Origin of the sequence: Acinetobacter sp. BEC1-S18-ESBL-01 (genome assembly GCF_014169935.1) — a bacterium.
GTDB lineage: Bacteria > Pseudomonadota > Gammaproteobacteria > Pseudomonadales > Moraxellaceae > Acinetobacter > Acinetobacter pittii.
Map to the genome: position 1 here is coordinate 2,503,041 of NZ_AP022302.1, position 16,679 is coordinate 2,519,719.

Below are 16,679 nucleotides of genomic sequence, written 5' to 3' on the forward strand. Positions count from 1 at the left end.
TAAAACTCCTAAAAAAATGAATAGGGTCTGTTAATCTTTCATTTATAAATTGCGTTGTAGGCTAAACAACAGCATAAACAGACCCCCGATCTATCTTAACTGATTCCCAAACGATCCCATAACTTTTGCAGTCGAGTTGGCGAAATAGGCATCTTGGTTTTCATCGGTTGAGAAAATAAAGAAATGCGGAATTCTTCCAACATCAAATACAATTCTTTGATTTTGGGGTTGTTTTTGAATTTAAACACCTTGTCCATCCATGGATCGACATCATCAATAGCGGCATGATCTCGCTGTAGATTATTTGGCAATCGATCTAAACGCAATAGCAGCGCTTTTAAATATCGCGGATATTCCTGCCAAAGATCGACGGGTTGGCAATAAACAAAATTGCTAAGTGACATTAAATCTAGCTGATCTTCAATATCATCAATACTGCGTCCAAACACCCCTGCATCAAGTACTAAAAGCTGACGACGGATTTGCTGCCATTGAATATAAATATCACTTAACTGCTCAAGTGCTTTCTGACCATAACTCAAAAATTGCTTTTTGACTTGCTCGAGTAGTTTATTAAATTCATCTGCATTAATTGGCAAAGTTGTAATTGCCATTTGCAACGTAGCATAGACCAACATCTGCTCAAGCTTAGCTTTATCACCCAAAGGTGAATAAGCCAACGCGAGCGGTTTTGAAATCTGCTTTTTCAACTGACGAACTAAATCACCAAGTTGCATATGGACTAGACGAATAATACCTTCACGATGCTGTTTAATCGCCTCAGCTTGATCATTAAACGTTTGAATAACAATGCCTGACTCATCTTTAGCTTCGAGGTCAGCAAAAGCCTTGGTCGGAACTAAAGCCTGATATTGTTTAACTACAACGCCCGTGACTTTATGAGAAGCCTCAAAAGTAAAGTTTTCAGGAAAGTCTTTAAACTCACCTTTTTGCTGTTTAACTGGACGATGCGTTTCTACGCGGCAACGCGCTTTTAATTCAGGTAAATCGCGGCCTTTCGCAATCAGCTTACCTTTTTCATCAATCACTTTAATGAAAGGCACCAAATATGGATCAATACGTTCAAACGAGAAATCTTTTTCAGTAATTTGTTCACCACGTAAGGCAAAAGCTAAATAACTAAAAATATGTTCACGTAAATGTACTGCATCAACCCCTTGCATGAGCTTACGAGCTGTATCAGGAATTGGCACCACATTACGACGCTTGTCTTTAGGTAAAGCTTTGAGTAAAGCCTCAATTAAATCTTGGCGCCAACCTGGAATTCCCCATGACCAGATATTTTCATCCACTTGAGGCAGCGCCTGTACAGGAATTTGAACAGTAGCACCATCTTCGTCATGGCTCGGGTCAAAATGATATGTGGTTGCTAAACGCAGCTGCCCATTATGTAAATGATCTGGGAATTGCTGCGTTGTTGGTCGATCATTGAGCCAGAGCGCCTCATCGTCAATAAATAAATAACGAGGATTATTTGCTTCTACTGTCGCACGCCAGTCTTCAAAACTACGGCGGCTCGCAATTTCTTCCGGAATTTTCGACGCATAAAACTGATAAATCGTTTCTTCATCGACGACTAAATCACGGCGACGCAATTTATCTTCAACTCGCTCCACTTCTTCAAGTTTAAGCAAATTATGTTTTAAAAATGGTGGAACTGTACCCAAGTTACCTGTGGTTAATGCATCGCGTAAGAAAATCTCATGAGCAGCAGGTTGGTCAACTTTCTCAAAATTAATTAACCGCTTTGGCTCAATAATTAAACCGAATAAAGAAATTTGTGCATACGCATTGACGATTCCCGCTTTCTTAGACCAATGTGGCTCGAAATAGTGATATTTCAATAAGTCGCGTGCAGCAAGCAAAATCCATTCAGGGTCAATTTTGGCTAAAGTACGTAAGTATACTTGAGAGGTTTCGACCATCTCAAAAGCCATCACCCAAGATGTATTGGTTTTGTGCAGCGTACTTGCAGGGAAAACTTTAGCCTTTTGCTGACGCACCGCCATAAAGGTATTACGTTCATCTGTTTTATTAGCAATAAACGATAATAAACCTGTCAGCAATGCACGATGCAAGTTTTCATAATTCGCAGGTTTTTCATTAAAACTGAGTTTTAAGCCTTCGGCTAACTCAACCAATTGCTGGTGTGTCTGTTTCCATTCACGTAAACGCAACCAGCTTAAGAAATGCTGCTTGGCAAATTGACGTCGTTTATTTTCCGACATCCCTGCTTCGCCTTTAGGATTTAAAGTCTCCCAAAGTTTTAAATAAAACAGAAAATCTGAATCCGCTTCTTTGAATAATGCATGCTTTTGGTCAGCTTGCATTTGTTTATCAGCTGGGCGCTCACGCGGGTCCTGAACAGCTAAAGCACTTACCACAATTAAGATTTCTTTGAGTACGCCAAAATGAGCACCGCCCACGATCATACGAGCGAGTCGTGGGTCAATTGGCATACGTGCCATCATTTGCCCAACTTTGGTCAGCTCATTTTTCTTCTCGTTAAGTGCGCCTAACTCAATCAGCAACTTACGCCCATCATTGACTAGACGGAAATCTGGCGGCTCAATAAAATCGAAGTTTTCTAACTCACCTAACCCTAAGCTCTGCATTTGCAAAATAACAGATGCTAAGTTGGTTCGTTTAATTTCAGGTTCGGTAAATTCAGGACGACTTAAAAAATCTTCTTCGCTATATAAACGAATACACACACCCGGAGCAATACGGCCACAACGCCCTTTACGCTGATTGGCTGCGGCTTGAGAAATTGCTTCAATTGGTAAGCGTTGTACACGTGAACGATAGTTATAACGCGATATACGAGCAAAACCGCTATCAATCACATAGCGAATATTCGGAACCGTAAGTGCAGTTTCGGCCACGTTCGTCGCAATAATAATACGACGGCCTTTTCCGCCAGGGCTAAAAATCTTCTGCTGTTCAGAAACGGCTAAACGCGCATACAAAGGTAAAATTTCGGTGTGTCTTGGCCCGTACTTTTGCAAGGTTTCCTGCAACTCTCGAATTTCTTGTTCGGTGCTTGAGAAAATCAGAATATCGGCATGTTCAGGATGACCTTTTGCTTCTGCATCAGCAAAGCATTCTTCTACCGCTTGTACCACTGCACGAGGAAGGTTTTCTTCAAAATCATCAAACTCATCGTCATCACTGCCGCCGATATTCATTTCTGAAATTGGGCGATAAAGCACTTCGACAGGATAACTACGCCCCTCTACTTCAAAAATGGGGGCGTCATTAAAGTAATTACTAAAGCGATTTACATCTAAAGTAGCTGAAGTCACAATAACTTTTAGATCTGGGCGTTTTGGCAGTAATTGCTTTAAATAGCCCATAATAAAATCGATATTGAGTGAGCGTTCATGCGCTTCATCAATAATGATCGTGTCATATTTAGACAAGAAGCGGTCATTACCTAACTCAGCAAGCAAAATACCATCGGTCATTAACCGTACGATTGAGTCCTGCGAACCTTGCTCATTAAAACGAATTTTAAAACCAATCGATTCGCCAAGCTTTTCACCGACTTCTTCTGCAATACGCTGAGAAACACTACGTGCAGCTAATCGACGAGGCTGTGTATGACCAATCATACCCGTTAAGCCACGACCTGCTAGCATTGCAATTTGAGGAAGCTGAGTGGTTTTACCTGAACCTGTTTCACCCGCCACAATAATGACCTGATGCTTTTGAATCGCATCAATTAAACGGTCAGCATATTGAGAAACAGGTAATTCCTGATTCAGTTTAATTTTAGGTAGGCGTTCAAATCGTTGTCTTACTTTGGCATTCGATTGTTCAAATAATTTTTCAATCTCTGCTGCATTGGCTTTTTTATCTTTACGCAAACGATTTAAACGGTAACGATCTCTTGCCATCACCCACTGATCAATATTTAAATCATTCTGCACAGACAAATTTTCCTGAAAATACAACAATCCTCTATTTTACGCTCTAATGACCATAAGGTAAAACAGTTGGTTTTTTATATATTTTTAATTTTTTAAAATTTTACCCTTGAATTTTGATTCACTAGACTTCATGTTGTTAGGCAAGTTTCTTTTACGATAACTGTCATTTGATTTACATGTTTTTGCAGTCAAATCGAATACAGTGTGTGGGGACTTAAAAATCGTAAATTTATCACTTATTCGATTTTCCGATTTTAGTCATGTAAAAATACTATTTCCCCAATAAAGAATTTTTATTTATTCTACATCTCGTAAACAAGTTTAAATATAAACCTCAATCATGGAGACAATGATGAGCTTGATTAATACTGAAGTTAAACCATTCCAAGCAACTGCTTACCACAACGGCCAATTTGTTGAAGTTAACGAAACTAACCTTAAAGGTAAATGGTCTGTTGTATTCTTCTATCCAGCTGACTTCACTTTCGTTTGTCCAACTGAACTTGGTGACTTAGCTGACAACTACGCTGAATTCCAAAAACTTGGTGTTGAAATTTATGCTGTATCTACTGATACACACTTCACTCACAAAGCTTGGCACGACACTTCTGAAGAAATCAAAAAAATCCAATACCCATTAGTTGGTGACCCAACTTGGACTCTTTCTAAAAACTTCGACGTTCTTATCGAATCTGAAGGTTTAGCTGACCGTGGTACTTTCGTTATCGATCCAGAAGGTAAAATCCAAATCGTTGAACTCAACGCTGGTGGTATCGGCCGTGACGCATCTGAACTTCTTCGTAAAGTAAAAGCTGCTCAATACGTACACGCTCACCCAGGTGAAGTTTGCCCAGCTAAATGGAAAGAAGGCGAAGCAACTCTTGCTCCATCTATCGACCTAGTTGGTAAAATCTAATCTCTTATTAGATTTTAAAAACTCAAAGAACCATCCTTCATCGGATGGTTCTTTTGTTTTGAATAAGCACATCACATTTTCTACTGATACTTTTACAATTATGCCCTTCCCCATTACATGAAGTTTGAGTAATGTCGAATAAATAACCGATGTTTTTTGAGCTTAAGTAATATGAAATAAAAGGGGAAAAATTTATGGCGAATACTGTGGCAGTCACTTCATGGAAATACAATGCGACTTCACGTCATCTAAAAATATTTTATAGCGATGGTTCGGGCGAACTTTATCATCCTGTACCAGAATTTATTTATGACAACTTATTACGATCAACAGACAAAGCTGCTTTTGTACATAAATATTTAGAATTCGACTTACACTTTACTCGCCTATCTTTAGTGAATGCTTCATAACATAATGAAATAAGGCCTGCTTTAACAGGCCTTTATGAATGAATAAATCATTTTTTAAATGGCTTACCTTGCCACCACAATACATAAACCAGCACCTACAGGTAAAATACTGCTCATAAAATTTTCATCTTTTTTAATTAAAGCTAAGAATGAACTGACTTCAGCCGCATGTGAAATAACATTATCAATAATGAGTACGCCACCTTTTGGCTTCATTAAACGTTTTAAATCTGGCCAATAATTCTCATAAGCAGGACGCTCAGCATCTAACAAAATAAAATCGAAACTTTCCTGAGCTTCTTTTAAATAATCGGCTGCATCTCCAACCCAAAAATCAACCAATTCATCTAATGCTAGTTCGGTTGCATGGCGTTTAGCTTCATTACTACGATTGGCGTCAATTTCAAGCGTGGTTACTTTTCCATGAGTAGCTTGAACAGCCTCAGCAAGCCATAAAGTAGAATAACCTGTTGAAGTACCGATTTCTAAAATTGATTTGGCTTGCTGCATCCGAATAAATTGCGATAGTAATTTTGCAGACTCCGCCTCAATATTACGATACCGCAGCAAACGATCTGTCTGCTGTGCATCATGTCGTTTAAAGGTGTCATATAAATCGGCAACTCTTTGTAAGAAAAAAGTATTTGGCATATATTCACCCTTTAAAATCGTTATTTTATATAAAAGTCGTTTGAGTTAAGTGCTTTGAATTAACTTGAAACGCGGCACGATACTTCCATCAGCCATTTGAACCGTTTCAGTAAACATATCTAAAGGACGTACCCAAGTTGAATAGTCACCATAAAGACACTGATAAACGACTAACTCTTCTTCAGTCTCGCTGTGTTTTGCCACAGAAAAAACTTGATAGAGATTACCTTTATAATGCTGATAAATGCCGCGTTGCAATGACATGAAAGTACCTTTTAATGTTATGACATAAAATCTTTACAGCCATATAACATATATAAATTTTTAAATACTTTCACTTTAAAACACTACAAAACATAAAAAAGAACATTTTAGAGATAAATTATTGATCTTACTTATTAATAGCCTCAATAATTCAAAAAACCGATCAAATATATAAAAACATACTGTTTTACCTATTCTGTGTTTTCACGTACTATGCATCTATTGAAAGAATTTGGATGCATTGGAGTAAAAACAGATGTTAGATCAAAACATTAAAACTCAATTAAAAGCTTACTTAGAACGTCTAGAAAGTCCAATCGAATTAGTTGCTGCCTTAGATGAATCAGATAAAGCTGCTCAAATTAAAGAATTAGTGACAGAAATTGCTGAGCTTTCTGACAAGGTGACTGCCCGTTTTGACGGTAATAATACACGTCGTCCAAGCTTTGGTGTGGCTAAAGCAGGTGAACAACCTCGTGTATTCTTCGCAGGCTTACCAATGGGTCATGAGTTTACGTCTTTGATCTTGGCTCTGTTACAAGTGTCTGGCTATGCACCTAAAGTGTCGGATGAAGTTTTAAATCAAATTAAAGGCTTAAACCTCAAAGCTAACTTTGATGTGTTTGTATCATTAAGCTGTCATAACTGTCCGGATGTGGTACAGGCGCTTAACCTGATTGCCATTTATAACCCGAACACTACAGCAACCATGATTGATGGTTCATTCTTCCAAGATGAAGTGGAACAACGCAAAATCATGGCTGTGCCAATGGTGTTCCAAGACAACGAACACATTGGCCAAGGTCGTATGACCCTTGAAGAGATTGTAGCGAAACTCGACACTAACTCAGCTGAAAAAGATGCAGCAGCACTCAATGCTAAAGATGCATTTGATGTGTTGGTGATTGGTGGTGGTCCTGCGGGTGCAACGGCTGCGATCTATGCTGCACGTAAAGGCATTAACACTGGTATCGTGGCTGAACGCTTCGGTGGTCAAGTGATGGACACCATGGACATTGAAAACTTCACTTCTGTGCAAAAGACGCAAGGTCCTAAGTTTGCTGCCGAGATGGAAGCCCATGTTCGTGAATATGATGTCGATATCATGAACCTGCAACGTGTCAGCAAAATCACGGGTGCCAACCAGACTGCAAATGGCTTGGTTGAAGTTGAACTTGAAAACGGTGCAAAACTTGAATCGAAAACTGTAATCCTTTCTACAGGTGCACGTTGGAGAGAAATGAATGTACCGGGTGAGCAAGAATACCGTACCCGTGGTGTTGCCTACTGCCCACACTGTGATGGCCCATTGTTCAAAGGCAAACGTGTTGCCGTGATTGGTGGTGGTAACTCAGGTGTTGAAGCAGCAATTGACCTTGCAGGGATTGTTGAGCATGTCACTCTGGTTGAGTTTGACACCAAGCTTCGTGCTGACCAAGTGTTGCAAAACAAATTGCATAGCTTGCCAAACACAACGGTGATTATGAATGCCTTAAGTACAGAAGTGTTAGGTGATGGTTCACAAGTGACTGGTCTTAAATATAAAGACCGTGCGACTGATGAAGAGCATGTAGTCGAGCTTGCAGGGATCTTTGTACAGATTGGTTTATTGCCAAACACTGACTTCTTGAAAGACAGTGAAGTTGAATTAACCAACCGTGGCGAGATCATTGTCAATGACCGCAACGAAACCAATGTGCAAGGTGTATTTGCTGCAGGTGACTGTACGACTGTACCTTACAAGCAAATCATTATTGCTACAGGTGAAGGTGCTAAAGCATCGCTCTCTGCGTTTGATTACATCATCCGTTCTGGGCAGTAAAATCGGTCAAAATTATTATTATTTATTTCAAGCCTAGCATTACAAAATGCTAGGCTTTTTTAATACTAGAGTTACAACTTTTTAACAATTTTCGATCTTTATTAATCATTTACTTTATGTTTATATTTTAGACATCCATATTTGGATGCCATGAATTAGAAGGAAAAACACAATGAATAAATTACTTGTTGCTTTAGGTCTTGCTGCGACTGTTGCCCTTGTTGGTTGTAATAAAGATAAAGCTCCAGAAACTGGTGCGACTACAGGTGAACACTTAGAAAATGCTGCTCAACAAGCAAGTGCTGATATCAAATCTGCTGGTGATAAAGCTGCTGACGATATTGCAACTGCAACTGATAATGCTGCTGAGAAGATCGATGCTGCAACCGATCACGCTGCTGATGCGACTGCTAAAGCTGCAGCTGAAACAGAAGCGACTGCACGTAAAGCGACTGCTGATACAGCTCAAGCTGTTGAAAATACAGCTGCTGAAGTGAAAAAAGACGCTCAACACTAATCGTCTTTAGTATAAAAAAGCCCCTATTGATTAGGGGCTTTTTTTGGCACTTAAAATCTTTTATGAAATTAAGCCTTCGTCACGCATCGCAATTTGTACAGATTGACGCTCTGCAACTTTATTACGTAATGCAATAATGTGCTTATACGGTGTTAAGTCGTGCTCAATTGAGTTTGACCAATTTGTTAAAACAAATAGATAAGCATCTGCTGGACCAAAATTATCATTTACCAAATAATCGTAATCAGATTCAGACAAATAGTTATCGATATATTTTAAAAGACGGTCGATTTCAGCATAAGCTTTGGTTTTTTCATCACTTGTTAACGGTGCCCCAAAGAAAACTGCATAAGCATCATGCAATTCAGAGTTCAAATAACCCAACCATTCCAATACTTTCGCACGGCCCATCCCTGATGGCGGAATTAAATCCTGCTTAGGATCGTGCTGAGCAAGGAAAGGTAAAATCGCAACGTTCTCAGTTAACATTAAACCAGGGTTAATTTCTAAAGCTGGTACATATCCTTTTGGATTAATCTCGTAATAATCTGCACCTTTTTCTGTTTTATGTGTTTTTAAATTTACTCGTTCTAAGTCAAAATCAACATTAATTTCATTTAAAATAATATGTGCAGCTAAAGAACATGCGCCTGGCGAATAATATAATTTCATATCTGATCCTTGTTATCTCATATTAACGTTTTAAATTGCTTCTAGAAAACCTGCAAGGTTTGCACAATTCTTTAATTGTAAAAAAGCGTAAACTTATAAAATACTTACACCATCTAATATTCTTGAAAAATTTATTCCTTGCAAGTTGTCTTGCGTGACGATTGTTTAAAATATGATAAAACACATTTACGTCACGCAATTTTTCCATTAATTACGTTTAAAAAGCTGGCTAATCCAATTCATTAATTCAGTTAAGAAATCAAAAATACCGTTTTTCTTATCATCATCAGGCTGGCTTGAATCTTTACCATTTAAATCTAGATCAACAATTATCGGATCATGATCCGAAGAACGATAAGCATTTTCAACATAGAACGATGCCTTTTGCTCATCAGTTTTATATTCTTCGTTGTAGTCTAAAACGGTTGGCTCATCTGCATTGATATGCCATGCAAAGGTTCTCACTACTTTTGGATATAGAGCTGCGTCAGCAATTGCATGGTCTAAGTTACCCGCTCCACCATTTCCGTTGGCATCACTCGCAACACCAAACACATAGCTATATGCCTGAGCACCCTGTCCTACCTTAGCGTCATTCAGCAAAACTTTGTAGTTTGCTTTTTCAAATGACAAAATAGGTTCTTCTTTTGCATAGCTATTCATATCCCCTACAAGTAAAGCATTTTGCTTAGGCACTTGAGTCGGATTTTTCGCTAACCACTGCACAATTTGATCTACTGCTTTCACACGAGTCGGGTTCCAACAGCCTTGACCATCTTTTTGGTCTGCATCAATAGAGCTAGCATCCACCCCACTACAGCTTTTCGATTTCAAGTGATTTGGAATAACGGTAAACGTTTTATTACCACGAACTGCTTGGAAACTTTGCGCCAATGTTGTTCGGTTCTTGTCGCCCAAATCAAGCACAACAGGTTTATTCAAAGGTCTAACACGCTTGCTGTTATAAATAATAGCAACCGCAATCGCATCACCACCTAAACGGTCTAAGTTTTCAGGAACAACGTATTTCCAATCACTACCTAAAGCACTGGTTAAATGAGCAATTGCACTGTTCGGACCATAACCATTGTTCGCAATTTCCATTAAACCATACACATCGGCATCAATTGCTTTGAGCGCACTCACAATTTTACGGTGCTGTTTATCAAACTCAGCTTGTGTGGTTGCACCACGCTCTGTTGGGAAACCAGTTGCACCATTGTCATAGTTCAAAACGTTAAATGAAGCTACACGAATGTGATTGGCATTTTTGGTAATGACATTTTGACGCGGGTTTGTTTGAGTAATTACTTCAGGCTGATTACGTCTAAGCACTGGTTGCACACGCCAACCATTAAAACGGTATTCCAAAATACCTTCAGCATTCTTAAGTTGATAACCCGAACGTAGGGTATTAGCAGCACTAAAATTTGACGGTAACCATGGAGTACGGTTTTGATTGTTATAGCCGTCATCAAAAATAATTTTCGACAATAAATTCTTCTGAGCAAGAGCTTTAGCTTCAGGAGATAACGCTGGATATAAATTAGTCGGAATATATAAGCGGCCTAAGCTTAGAGATAGTTCACCATAACGGCCGTAATTGTAATTCTCACTCACCGTTAAAGTCTGAGGTAGTTTGACCAACATACCTTGATAACGCTGCGGAGAATGGGTTGAACCACCTGTTAAGCTAGCAAATGGAAGTTCAACGCTAATCGGCTGTACCTGATTTGCCATATTGCTATTACAAGTTTGAATATCTTGTTGTAATTGATCTAATTGCAATTGGTTTTGATAAGTTGTTAAACGACCACGCAAAATAACTTCATCGCCAACTTGTCCACCTTTTACAGCACTGCTATTTGGAATATAAACAAAAATCGCATTGCTAACATTCGAACGTGCTTTCGTATCTGGTGTCTGAACATAGAAACCAGAGAAACCATTGGCATAACGATAGTCAGCAGTTATCACCCCACGCACGGTATAAGTTTGATTTTGTGCTGCGGTTGATAAATCAGCAATTGGTGTATCGGAGCTTGAACAACTTACTGTTTCAACAGGAGGCTGTGTTGTTGATGAGCCAGATAAATTTGAAAAGTCATTTCTATTTGTCCAAGCCGACCATGAACGGTCCAAATCAAATGCTGCAGTTGCATCAATACTTAAAGCTGGGTTCTCAGTTTCAATACGCTTAAAACTATTTCCCAAGCTCGAAACGGCTGTTCCCCACCCCGCCTCTGGTCGCTCACCAATACGCCCAAAACGGTCTACAGGTGTGCCTTTATAAACAAGTACAACGGCATCATCACCGTTAAAAGATAATGCAGCGACCTGATTGACCTTACTACCAAGTTCAGCCTGTAACTCAGAACGACCTACTAAAAACTTTTGCTTACTGGTTAACGTCCCTTGTAAACGGAAAGTCGCTGTTTTTGCTGTACCGCCATTATTAAATTGTTGAATTTCATAGTCGGCTAAATTAACTGTAGTCCCGTCTGGATTATAAATTTCCAAACCTTTGCGGTTACTACTGCCGTCAACATATTGACTAAACATGAGCTGTGCTTGTGCCCAAGGACTATATGTAAAAGCACCAAGTGCCCCTAATAGCACAGAAAGTGTGCGTAATTGAAAAGTTTTCATGAGTAAAAATGTTCATTTGAAATTTATATAGATTCTTAGATTAAATATTGAACATGACATCTACATGAAGAAAAACATCGAAACATTTGACTTGACCACATGAAGACTTAAAATACCGCATTTGAATTTCAATATTGCCAAGGTTATGTCGATCGATCAGTTAGAAACGCAAATTGCAGACTTAGACAATTTGCCTGAACACCGTGAAATTGTGACGTTTATGCGTCGTTCAGCACCACTTAATACGTCTCAACGCACGGCATTAGAACAACATCGCGATTTAATTTTGGAATATCCTGTTGGCGACTTACGCCAACACTTCGAACATCCAGAACGTCCTTTAACTGTTGAAATCGGTTTTGGTATGGGTCGTTCGTTAGTGCTTATGGCAAAAGCAAACCCTGAACGTAACTATGTGGGTATTGAAGTCCACGTACCTGGCATTGCTCAATGCCTATATGAAGCAGGTATAGCAGAAGTTAAAAACTTACGTGTACTTGATGCAGACGCGATTCAGGTTTTACGTGAAATGCCAGACAACAGTATTAACTGTGTACAACTTTACTTTCCAGACCCTTGGCAAAAGAAACGTCATTTCAAACGCCGTTTTGTTATTCATGAGCGTATGCAATTGGTTGAACAAAAACTTGAGCTTGGTGGTACATTCCACGCAGCAACAGACTGGGAACCGTATGCTGAATGGATGCTTGATATTTTAGACAACCGTCCAGATCTTGAAAACTTGGCGGGTAAAGGCAACAGCTACCCACGTCCAGACTGGCGCCCAGTAACTAAGTTTGAACGCCGTGGTATTGAGTCAGGCCATAAGATTAATGACTTTATCTTTAAGAAGATAAAGTAAATAATAAAAAAGGCCTAGTTTATTACTAGGCCTTTTTTATTTTAAAACCAATCTAGTGAATAAGTAGAATTAAAAATTAACTGAGTATAAAGATTTAAATGAAAATAACTTTTGAATTATTAGTTATATAAATATAATAATAACCACCATTTTAACTAGACAGAAAATAACAATGAAGCTTTTCGCATTTCTAATTTGTGTAATTGTATCAAGTGGCTGCTTTGCCTCAACTCAAGAAGACTTTGAACTTAAATATTACAAGTTAATGGAACGATACATTCAAACACAATCGGACAGAAATCAAGTCATTTCCACAGAGGCAAAAACTGAGCAAGAAGATCTAGTTAGGTCTAATAAACTCAAAACTCTAGATTGCAAAGGATGGAAAGAAAATATTGAACTTTTTGACTTTATTTTAAGTAGATTTAAAGAATATGAATCAGCCTCAGAAGAAGTTCGAATAATGGGATATACTAAAGAAAACCTAAGAGAAGATTCTGAATGGCTACGCGAACAATTAGACAAGCCAGAGAACAAATGTAAATAAACAAAATTCAAAGAACCGCCGAAATGAAGTGCGGTTTTTTATTACCTGCTAAAAGCGGATACAAACAACGTAACAACCGGATACTCATTTTGTTTCCAAGTACCAGCATCCCCCTCTTGAGGTATATTATCTTCCTTTATTCCCCCCTAAAATAAAAAGCTCTCATTCATTATAATTTTCTTTAAATGTCACTTTATCTATTCTCTAGACTTATTAATATTCATAAATCATGTTAAACATATAAAAATGAACGCTTCAACAACTAATTACTTAAACTCACGAGAAGTCAGAAAACACTATGTTAAAAATTTTAGGGCGCGATAACTCCATTAATGTTCGCAAAGTCTTATGGCTGTGTGAAGAACTAAATCTTGAATATGAAAGAGAAGATTGGGGACGAGGCTTTCGCTCTGCTCAATCACCTGAATATTTACAATTAAACCCAAACGGGCAAATACCTGTTGTTATAGATGGTGATTTAGTGCTTTGGCAGTCCAACAGTATTATCCGTTATTTGGCAAATGCTTACGATAAAGAACATCAGCTTTACCCTACTCAAGCAAAAGAAAGATTTTTTGTTGACCAATGGATTGATTGGCAAGCGATCGAGCTGAATAACAGCTGGACTTATACAATTATGTCTTTACTTAGACATTCACCAGATCATCAAGATCCAAACTTATTAAAACAAGGTATTGATGACTGGAATCATCATATGCAGATTCTCAATCAGCAACTTGCAAAAACCCAAGCCTATGTTGCTGGTTCACAATTTAGCTTGGCCGATATTCCAATTGGCCTGTCTGTACAACGTTGGAAAGCCACTCCTTTTGACCATCCAACGCTTAAGCATGTTGACCAATATTTTGAACGTTTAAATCAACGTGCGGGTTTCTTAAAATGGGGCAATAACGGCGAACCTTAATTTTTAAATAAGCTTTAAACCGAGTGATGGCGCTTCACGATGCCATCACTTAAAATTTGATAGACCTGTTTTAAGTCATCTTGATTTGCTTGAGCCAATAAGCCTTGATGCATTGTCAAGATATTTTGATCCCCCCTTACGGCAGGCCCTGTTTGCATTTGCTTTGGATCATTTTCAGTCGCTTTTTTTGCTGTTTCCAAAATTAAAGGATAGAGCAAACTAAAGTCGACCTGCTCTTTATCTACTACCTGCTTTGCCATATCAAAACAATAATTAGTAAAATTACAGGCAAATACTGCTGCCAAATGCAAAGTTAAACGCTGTTTTGAGGTGTATTGATATACTCGATTACTTAGGCTATTTGCTAAATCTGAAAGTAGTTCTTGATCAGTATCTGTTACCGCTTCAACAAATAATGGTGTGGCTTGCCAATCGACGTCTCTTTCAAGACTGAAAGTTTGCAAAGGATAAAATACCCCTGCTTTTGTATGTACCTGACTGATGACTTCAATATCAGTACTACCAGAGGTATGAACCATAAGTGTGTCAGGAAAGAATTCATGAACTTTTTTTACAAGCTCTGCAATAGCACTATCTGAAACCGCTAAAATGATAAGATCGGTCGGTTGAAATTCGCGAAGAGACTGACATGCTTTTGACTGGAATTGCTCTGCAAACTTTTGGGTTTTCTCAAAATCACGCGCATAGACTTGTATGATGTGATGACCTTGGCCCAATAAAGCCTTTGCCAAATGAAAGGCAACTCGCCCACTTCCAACCAAACTGATTTTCATATCAATCCAACACTATTTATTTCAACAAAAAAGCTTCTCAAAATGAGAAGCTTTTTTCAAATTAAAATAACTAATTTTTAATTCATCAGAGCATTATTGAGCTACTGAAAACTCGATACGACGGTTTTTAAAACGTCCTTCTTCTGTCGTGTTCTCTGCAACTGGTTGATCAGAGCCATGACCTTGTGCAACTAATTTAGACCCGTCTACACCTTTAGATATTAAATAGTCAACTACTGCTTGAGCACGGCGTTGTGATAAAGCTTTATTTGCTGCTGCATTACCCGTCGAGTCAGTGTGACCACCCACATTTAATTTCACACCACTGACTTTATTTAAAAGTGTTGCAGCTTGATCAAGAATAGCTTTGTTGTCTGCTGGAATATCGCTTGAGCCACTCGCAAAGTTAATGATTTGCAAGTTAAGTGCTTTTACTAATGCATTTACATCGACATTATTCGGATCAATTGAGCCTAGAGCAGTTTGCGAAGCAGTTAAGCTATTGCTTACAGATTGCTCAGCTGTTTCTGGTGCAGTAGAAACAACTTCAGTGTGAGGAACAAGAGCTTTTACTTTTGCGGTTAATGCTGCTAACGCTGCTGCATCACCTGCTTTCAAAGTAATTTTGTCACCTATCCATTCTAAAGATGCATTTGGCACACCTTTTAAGGCACCAAGCACGCCAGCAAGTGCATCTTTATCTGTAAATCCAGATGCATAAGTTTGACTAGTATCAACGTTACAATCTTGAGTTGATGAGAAAACCTGTTTAACTTGAGTTTGTAGGGTTGCTAAGAATCCTTGATCGCCAATACCTGCCTGACACTGGCTAACAGCACCTTTATCATCTGTGCTTAAGGTTAAACTCGCAGGTGCAGCTGCGGTAGTAGCCTCAACACCACTGGCAGCCGTTGGTTCAGGTGCTGGTACAGCTTCTTTATGCTGGCAAGAACGCCATAACCAAGCAATTATAAGACCCAAAATAATTAAGGCAATAATAGGGAGGAACCCACGAGATTTGCCTGTTTTTTCAGTCGCAGCGGCAAGTGGTGGTGCTGTTGACGGTGTAACAGAAGACAAGCCTGCATCAAGCCCTAGTGGCGCTAATAGGCCAACAGCCCATCCCGGTAAATGTGAACGAATTGTTTCGGCATGCTGACGTAAATAATTCACAATACTTTGTTGATCATTTCCGGCAACATCCGAAATTGCATTAAGGCTGGGTTTAATTGCACTATTGAGTGTACTTTCGATTTCATTATTTGGTGCCGTACCGCTTAAATGAGTAAGTACCGTATTCTTGATTTGGTCATTATGAGAAAAGAGGTCTGATAATGAAGGAGTCAAACTATTTTTTAATTGTCCAATAAGATCAGGTTTAGCAGCTAACAATGAAAGTAAAATTGGATAAAACTTAGATAAAGCATTCGATTTTTCGCCTAGGTATCCGTCCTGATTATTTAATATAGTTGATGATACTTTTTCTTTAAGCAGTTCTATAGGGTTTATCGACATTGGTTATTCTCCCGAATTTTATACGTCGTAACCAGCAACTTTTGATTATTCAAATACTTCTCTTTGCTGATAGTTTTTTATTCTAATCTGCGTTCAATCTTTTATTGTTTTTTAAATAATTTATATACAAATTTGCATCTAGTCTTTACAAAACAGGCAGATCTTATTGATCTACCTGTTTA

At 38.6% G+C, this 16,679-nt stretch carries 14 protein-coding genes; 7 read left to right on the forward strand and 7 right to left on the reverse strand.

Annotated elements, in window-relative coordinates; all coding sequences use genetic code 11:
* Window positions 1-95: 95 nt before the first annotated feature.
* Window positions 96-3,953: an ATP-dependent RNA helicase HrpA gene (gene hrpA / locus H7R46_RS11835; protein WP_005070285.1), complete on the reverse strand. Its 3,858-nt coding sequence runs from the start codon at window positions 3,951-3,953 to the stop codon at window positions 96-98.
* Window positions 3,954-4,305: 352 nt separating this feature from the next.
* Between hrpA and ahpC the strand changes: the two genes are divergently transcribed.
* Together ahpC and H7R46_RS11845 are read left to right on the forward strand one after the other, a co-directional pair.
* Complete coding sequence (gene ahpC, locus H7R46_RS11840; RefSeq protein ID WP_003652649.1) at window positions 4,306-4,869, forward strand: alkyl hydroperoxide reductase subunit C; 564 nt, start codon at window positions 4,306-4,308, stop codon at window positions 4,867-4,869.
* A 194-nt stretch (window positions 4,870-5,063) separates the two neighbouring features.
* Entirely contained in the window at window positions 5,064-5,279 is a 216-nt protein-coding gene (locus H7R46_RS11845; RefSeq protein WP_005070287.1) for a KTSC domain-containing protein, read from the forward strand.
* A 63-nt stretch (window positions 5,280-5,342) separates the two neighbouring features.
* Here the strand turns inward: H7R46_RS11845 and H7R46_RS11850 are convergent, their stop codons facing one another.
* On the reverse strand, window positions 5,343-5,930 hold the full coding sequence (locus H7R46_RS11850) for an O-methyltransferase (RefSeq protein ID WP_005070288.1): 588 nt from the start codon (window positions 5,928-5,930) through the stop codon (window positions 5,343-5,345).
* 45 nt (window positions 5,931-5,975) lie between these two features.
* A complete protein-coding gene (locus H7R46_RS11855; protein WP_004702746.1) occupies window positions 5,976-6,194 on the reverse strand; it encodes a DUF1653 domain-containing protein in 219 nt (72 codons plus the stop codon).
* Between the two features lie 256 nt (window positions 6,195-6,450).
* On the opposite strand from H7R46_RS11855, the gene ahpF reads away from it, so the two are divergent.
* Window positions 6,451-8,016 (forward strand): alkyl hydroperoxide reductase subunit F, encoded by a 1,566-nt coding sequence (gene ahpF / locus H7R46_RS11860; RefSeq protein WP_005069727.1) that lies wholly within the window; start codon window positions 6,451-6,453, stop codon window positions 8,014-8,016.
* 172 nt (window positions 8,017-8,188) lie between these two features.
* Window positions 8,189-8,533, forward strand: a complete 345-nt coding sequence (locus H7R46_RS11865; protein WP_002121546.1) for a hypothetical protein — start codon at window positions 8,189-8,191, stop codon at window positions 8,531-8,533.
* A 60-nt stretch (window positions 8,534-8,593) separates the two neighbouring features.
* On the opposite strand, the gene H7R46_RS11870 is transcribed toward H7R46_RS11865, so the two are convergent.
* Both H7R46_RS11870 and H7R46_RS11875 read right to left on the reverse strand, forming a co-directional pair.
* Window positions 8,594-9,205, reverse strand: coding sequence for a glutathione binding-like protein (locus H7R46_RS11870; RefSeq protein WP_002121577.1), 612 nt, complete (start codon window positions 9,203-9,205; stop codon window positions 8,594-8,596).
* Window positions 9,206-9,412: 207 nt separating this feature from the next.
* Entirely contained in the window at window positions 9,413-11,854 is a 2,442-nt protein-coding gene (locus H7R46_RS11875) for an ExeM/NucH family extracellular endonuclease (RefSeq protein ID WP_005070292.1), read from the reverse strand.
* 145 nt (window positions 11,855-11,999) lie between these two features.
* On the opposite strand from H7R46_RS11875, the gene trmB reads away from it, so the two are divergent.
* From trmB to H7R46_RS11890, 3 genes are all read left to right on the forward strand, one after another.
* Window positions 12,000-12,716, forward strand: a complete 717-nt coding sequence (gene trmB, locus H7R46_RS11880; RefSeq protein ID WP_005070294.1) for a tRNA (guanosine(46)-N7)-methyltransferase TrmB — start codon at window positions 12,000-12,002, stop codon at window positions 12,714-12,716.
* Between the two features lie 172 nt (window positions 12,717-12,888).
* Window positions 12,889-13,263, forward strand: coding sequence for a hypothetical protein (locus H7R46_RS11885; RefSeq protein WP_005070296.1), 375 nt, complete (start codon window positions 12,889-12,891; stop codon window positions 13,261-13,263).
* Between the two features lie 298 nt (window positions 13,264-13,561).
* Window positions 13,562-14,188 carry a glutathione S-transferase family protein gene (locus tag H7R46_RS11890; RefSeq protein WP_005070298.1) on the forward strand — a complete coding sequence of 209 codons (627 nt, stop codon included), beginning with the start codon at window positions 13,562-13,564 and terminating at the stop codon, window positions 14,186-14,188.
* Between the two features lie 14 nt (window positions 14,189-14,202).
* Here H7R46_RS11890 and H7R46_RS11895 read toward each other — a convergent pair whose 3' ends face one another.
* Together H7R46_RS11895 and H7R46_RS11900 are read right to left on the reverse strand one after the other, a co-directional pair.
* Window positions 14,203-14,982: a Rossmann-like and DUF2520 domain-containing protein gene (locus tag H7R46_RS11895; protein ID WP_005070301.1), complete on the reverse strand. Its 780-nt coding sequence runs from the start codon at window positions 14,980-14,982 to the stop codon at window positions 14,203-14,205.
* Between the two features lie 93 nt (window positions 14,983-15,075).
* Window positions 15,076-16,497, reverse strand: coding sequence for an OmpA family protein (locus tag H7R46_RS11900; RefSeq protein ID WP_182924207.1), 1,422 nt, complete (start codon window positions 16,495-16,497; stop codon window positions 15,076-15,078).
* Between the last annotated feature and the right edge of the window lie 182 nt (window positions 16,498-16,679).

Bases quoted from the DNA above. Each gene is read 5' to 3' on its own strand.
- ahpF (WP_005069727.1), top strand. From the start codon at position 6,451: ATGTTAGATCAAAACATTAAAACTCAATTAAAAGCTTACTTAGAACGT.
- H7R46_RS11845 (WP_005070287.1), top strand. From the start codon at position 5,064: ATGGCGAATACTGTGGCAGTCACTTCATGGAAATACAATGCGACTTCA.
- H7R46_RS11870 (WP_002121577.1), bottom strand. From the start codon at position 9,205: ATGAAATTATATTATTCGCCAGGCGCATGTTCTTTAGCTGCACATATT.
- trmB (WP_005070294.1), top strand. From the start codon at position 12,000: ATGTCGATCGATCAGTTAGAAACGCAAATTGCAGACTTAGACAATTTG.
- H7R46_RS11900 (WP_182924207.1), bottom strand. From the start codon at position 16,497: ATGTCGATAAACCCTATAGAACTGCTTAAAGAAAAAGTATCATCAACT.
- H7R46_RS11865 (WP_002121546.1), top strand. From the start codon at position 8,189: ATGAATAAATTACTTGTTGCTTTAGGTCTTGCTGCGACTGTTGCCCTT.
- H7R46_RS11855 (WP_004702746.1), bottom strand. From the start codon at position 6,194: ATGTCATTGCAACGCGGCATTTATCAGCATTATAAAGGTAATCTCTAT.
- H7R46_RS11885 (WP_005070296.1), top strand. From the start codon at position 12,889: ATGAAGCTTTTCGCATTTCTAATTTGTGTAATTGTATCAAGTGGCTGC.
- H7R46_RS11890 (WP_005070298.1), top strand. From the start codon at position 13,562: ATGTTAAAAATTTTAGGGCGCGATAACTCCATTAATGTTCGCAAAGTC.
- ahpC (WP_003652649.1), top strand. From the start codon at position 4,306: ATGAGCTTGATTAATACTGAAGTTAAACCATTCCAAGCAACTGCTTAC.
- H7R46_RS11895 (WP_005070301.1), bottom strand. From the start codon at position 14,982: ATGAAAATCAGTTTGGTTGGAAGTGGGCGAGTTGCCTTTCATTTGGCA.
- H7R46_RS11875 (WP_005070292.1), bottom strand. From the start codon at position 11,854: ATGAAAACTTTTCAATTACGCACACTTTCTGTGCTATTAGGGGCACTT.
- H7R46_RS11850 (WP_005070288.1), bottom strand. From the start codon at position 5,930: ATGCCAAATACTTTTTTCTTACAAAGAGTTGCCGATTTATATGACACC.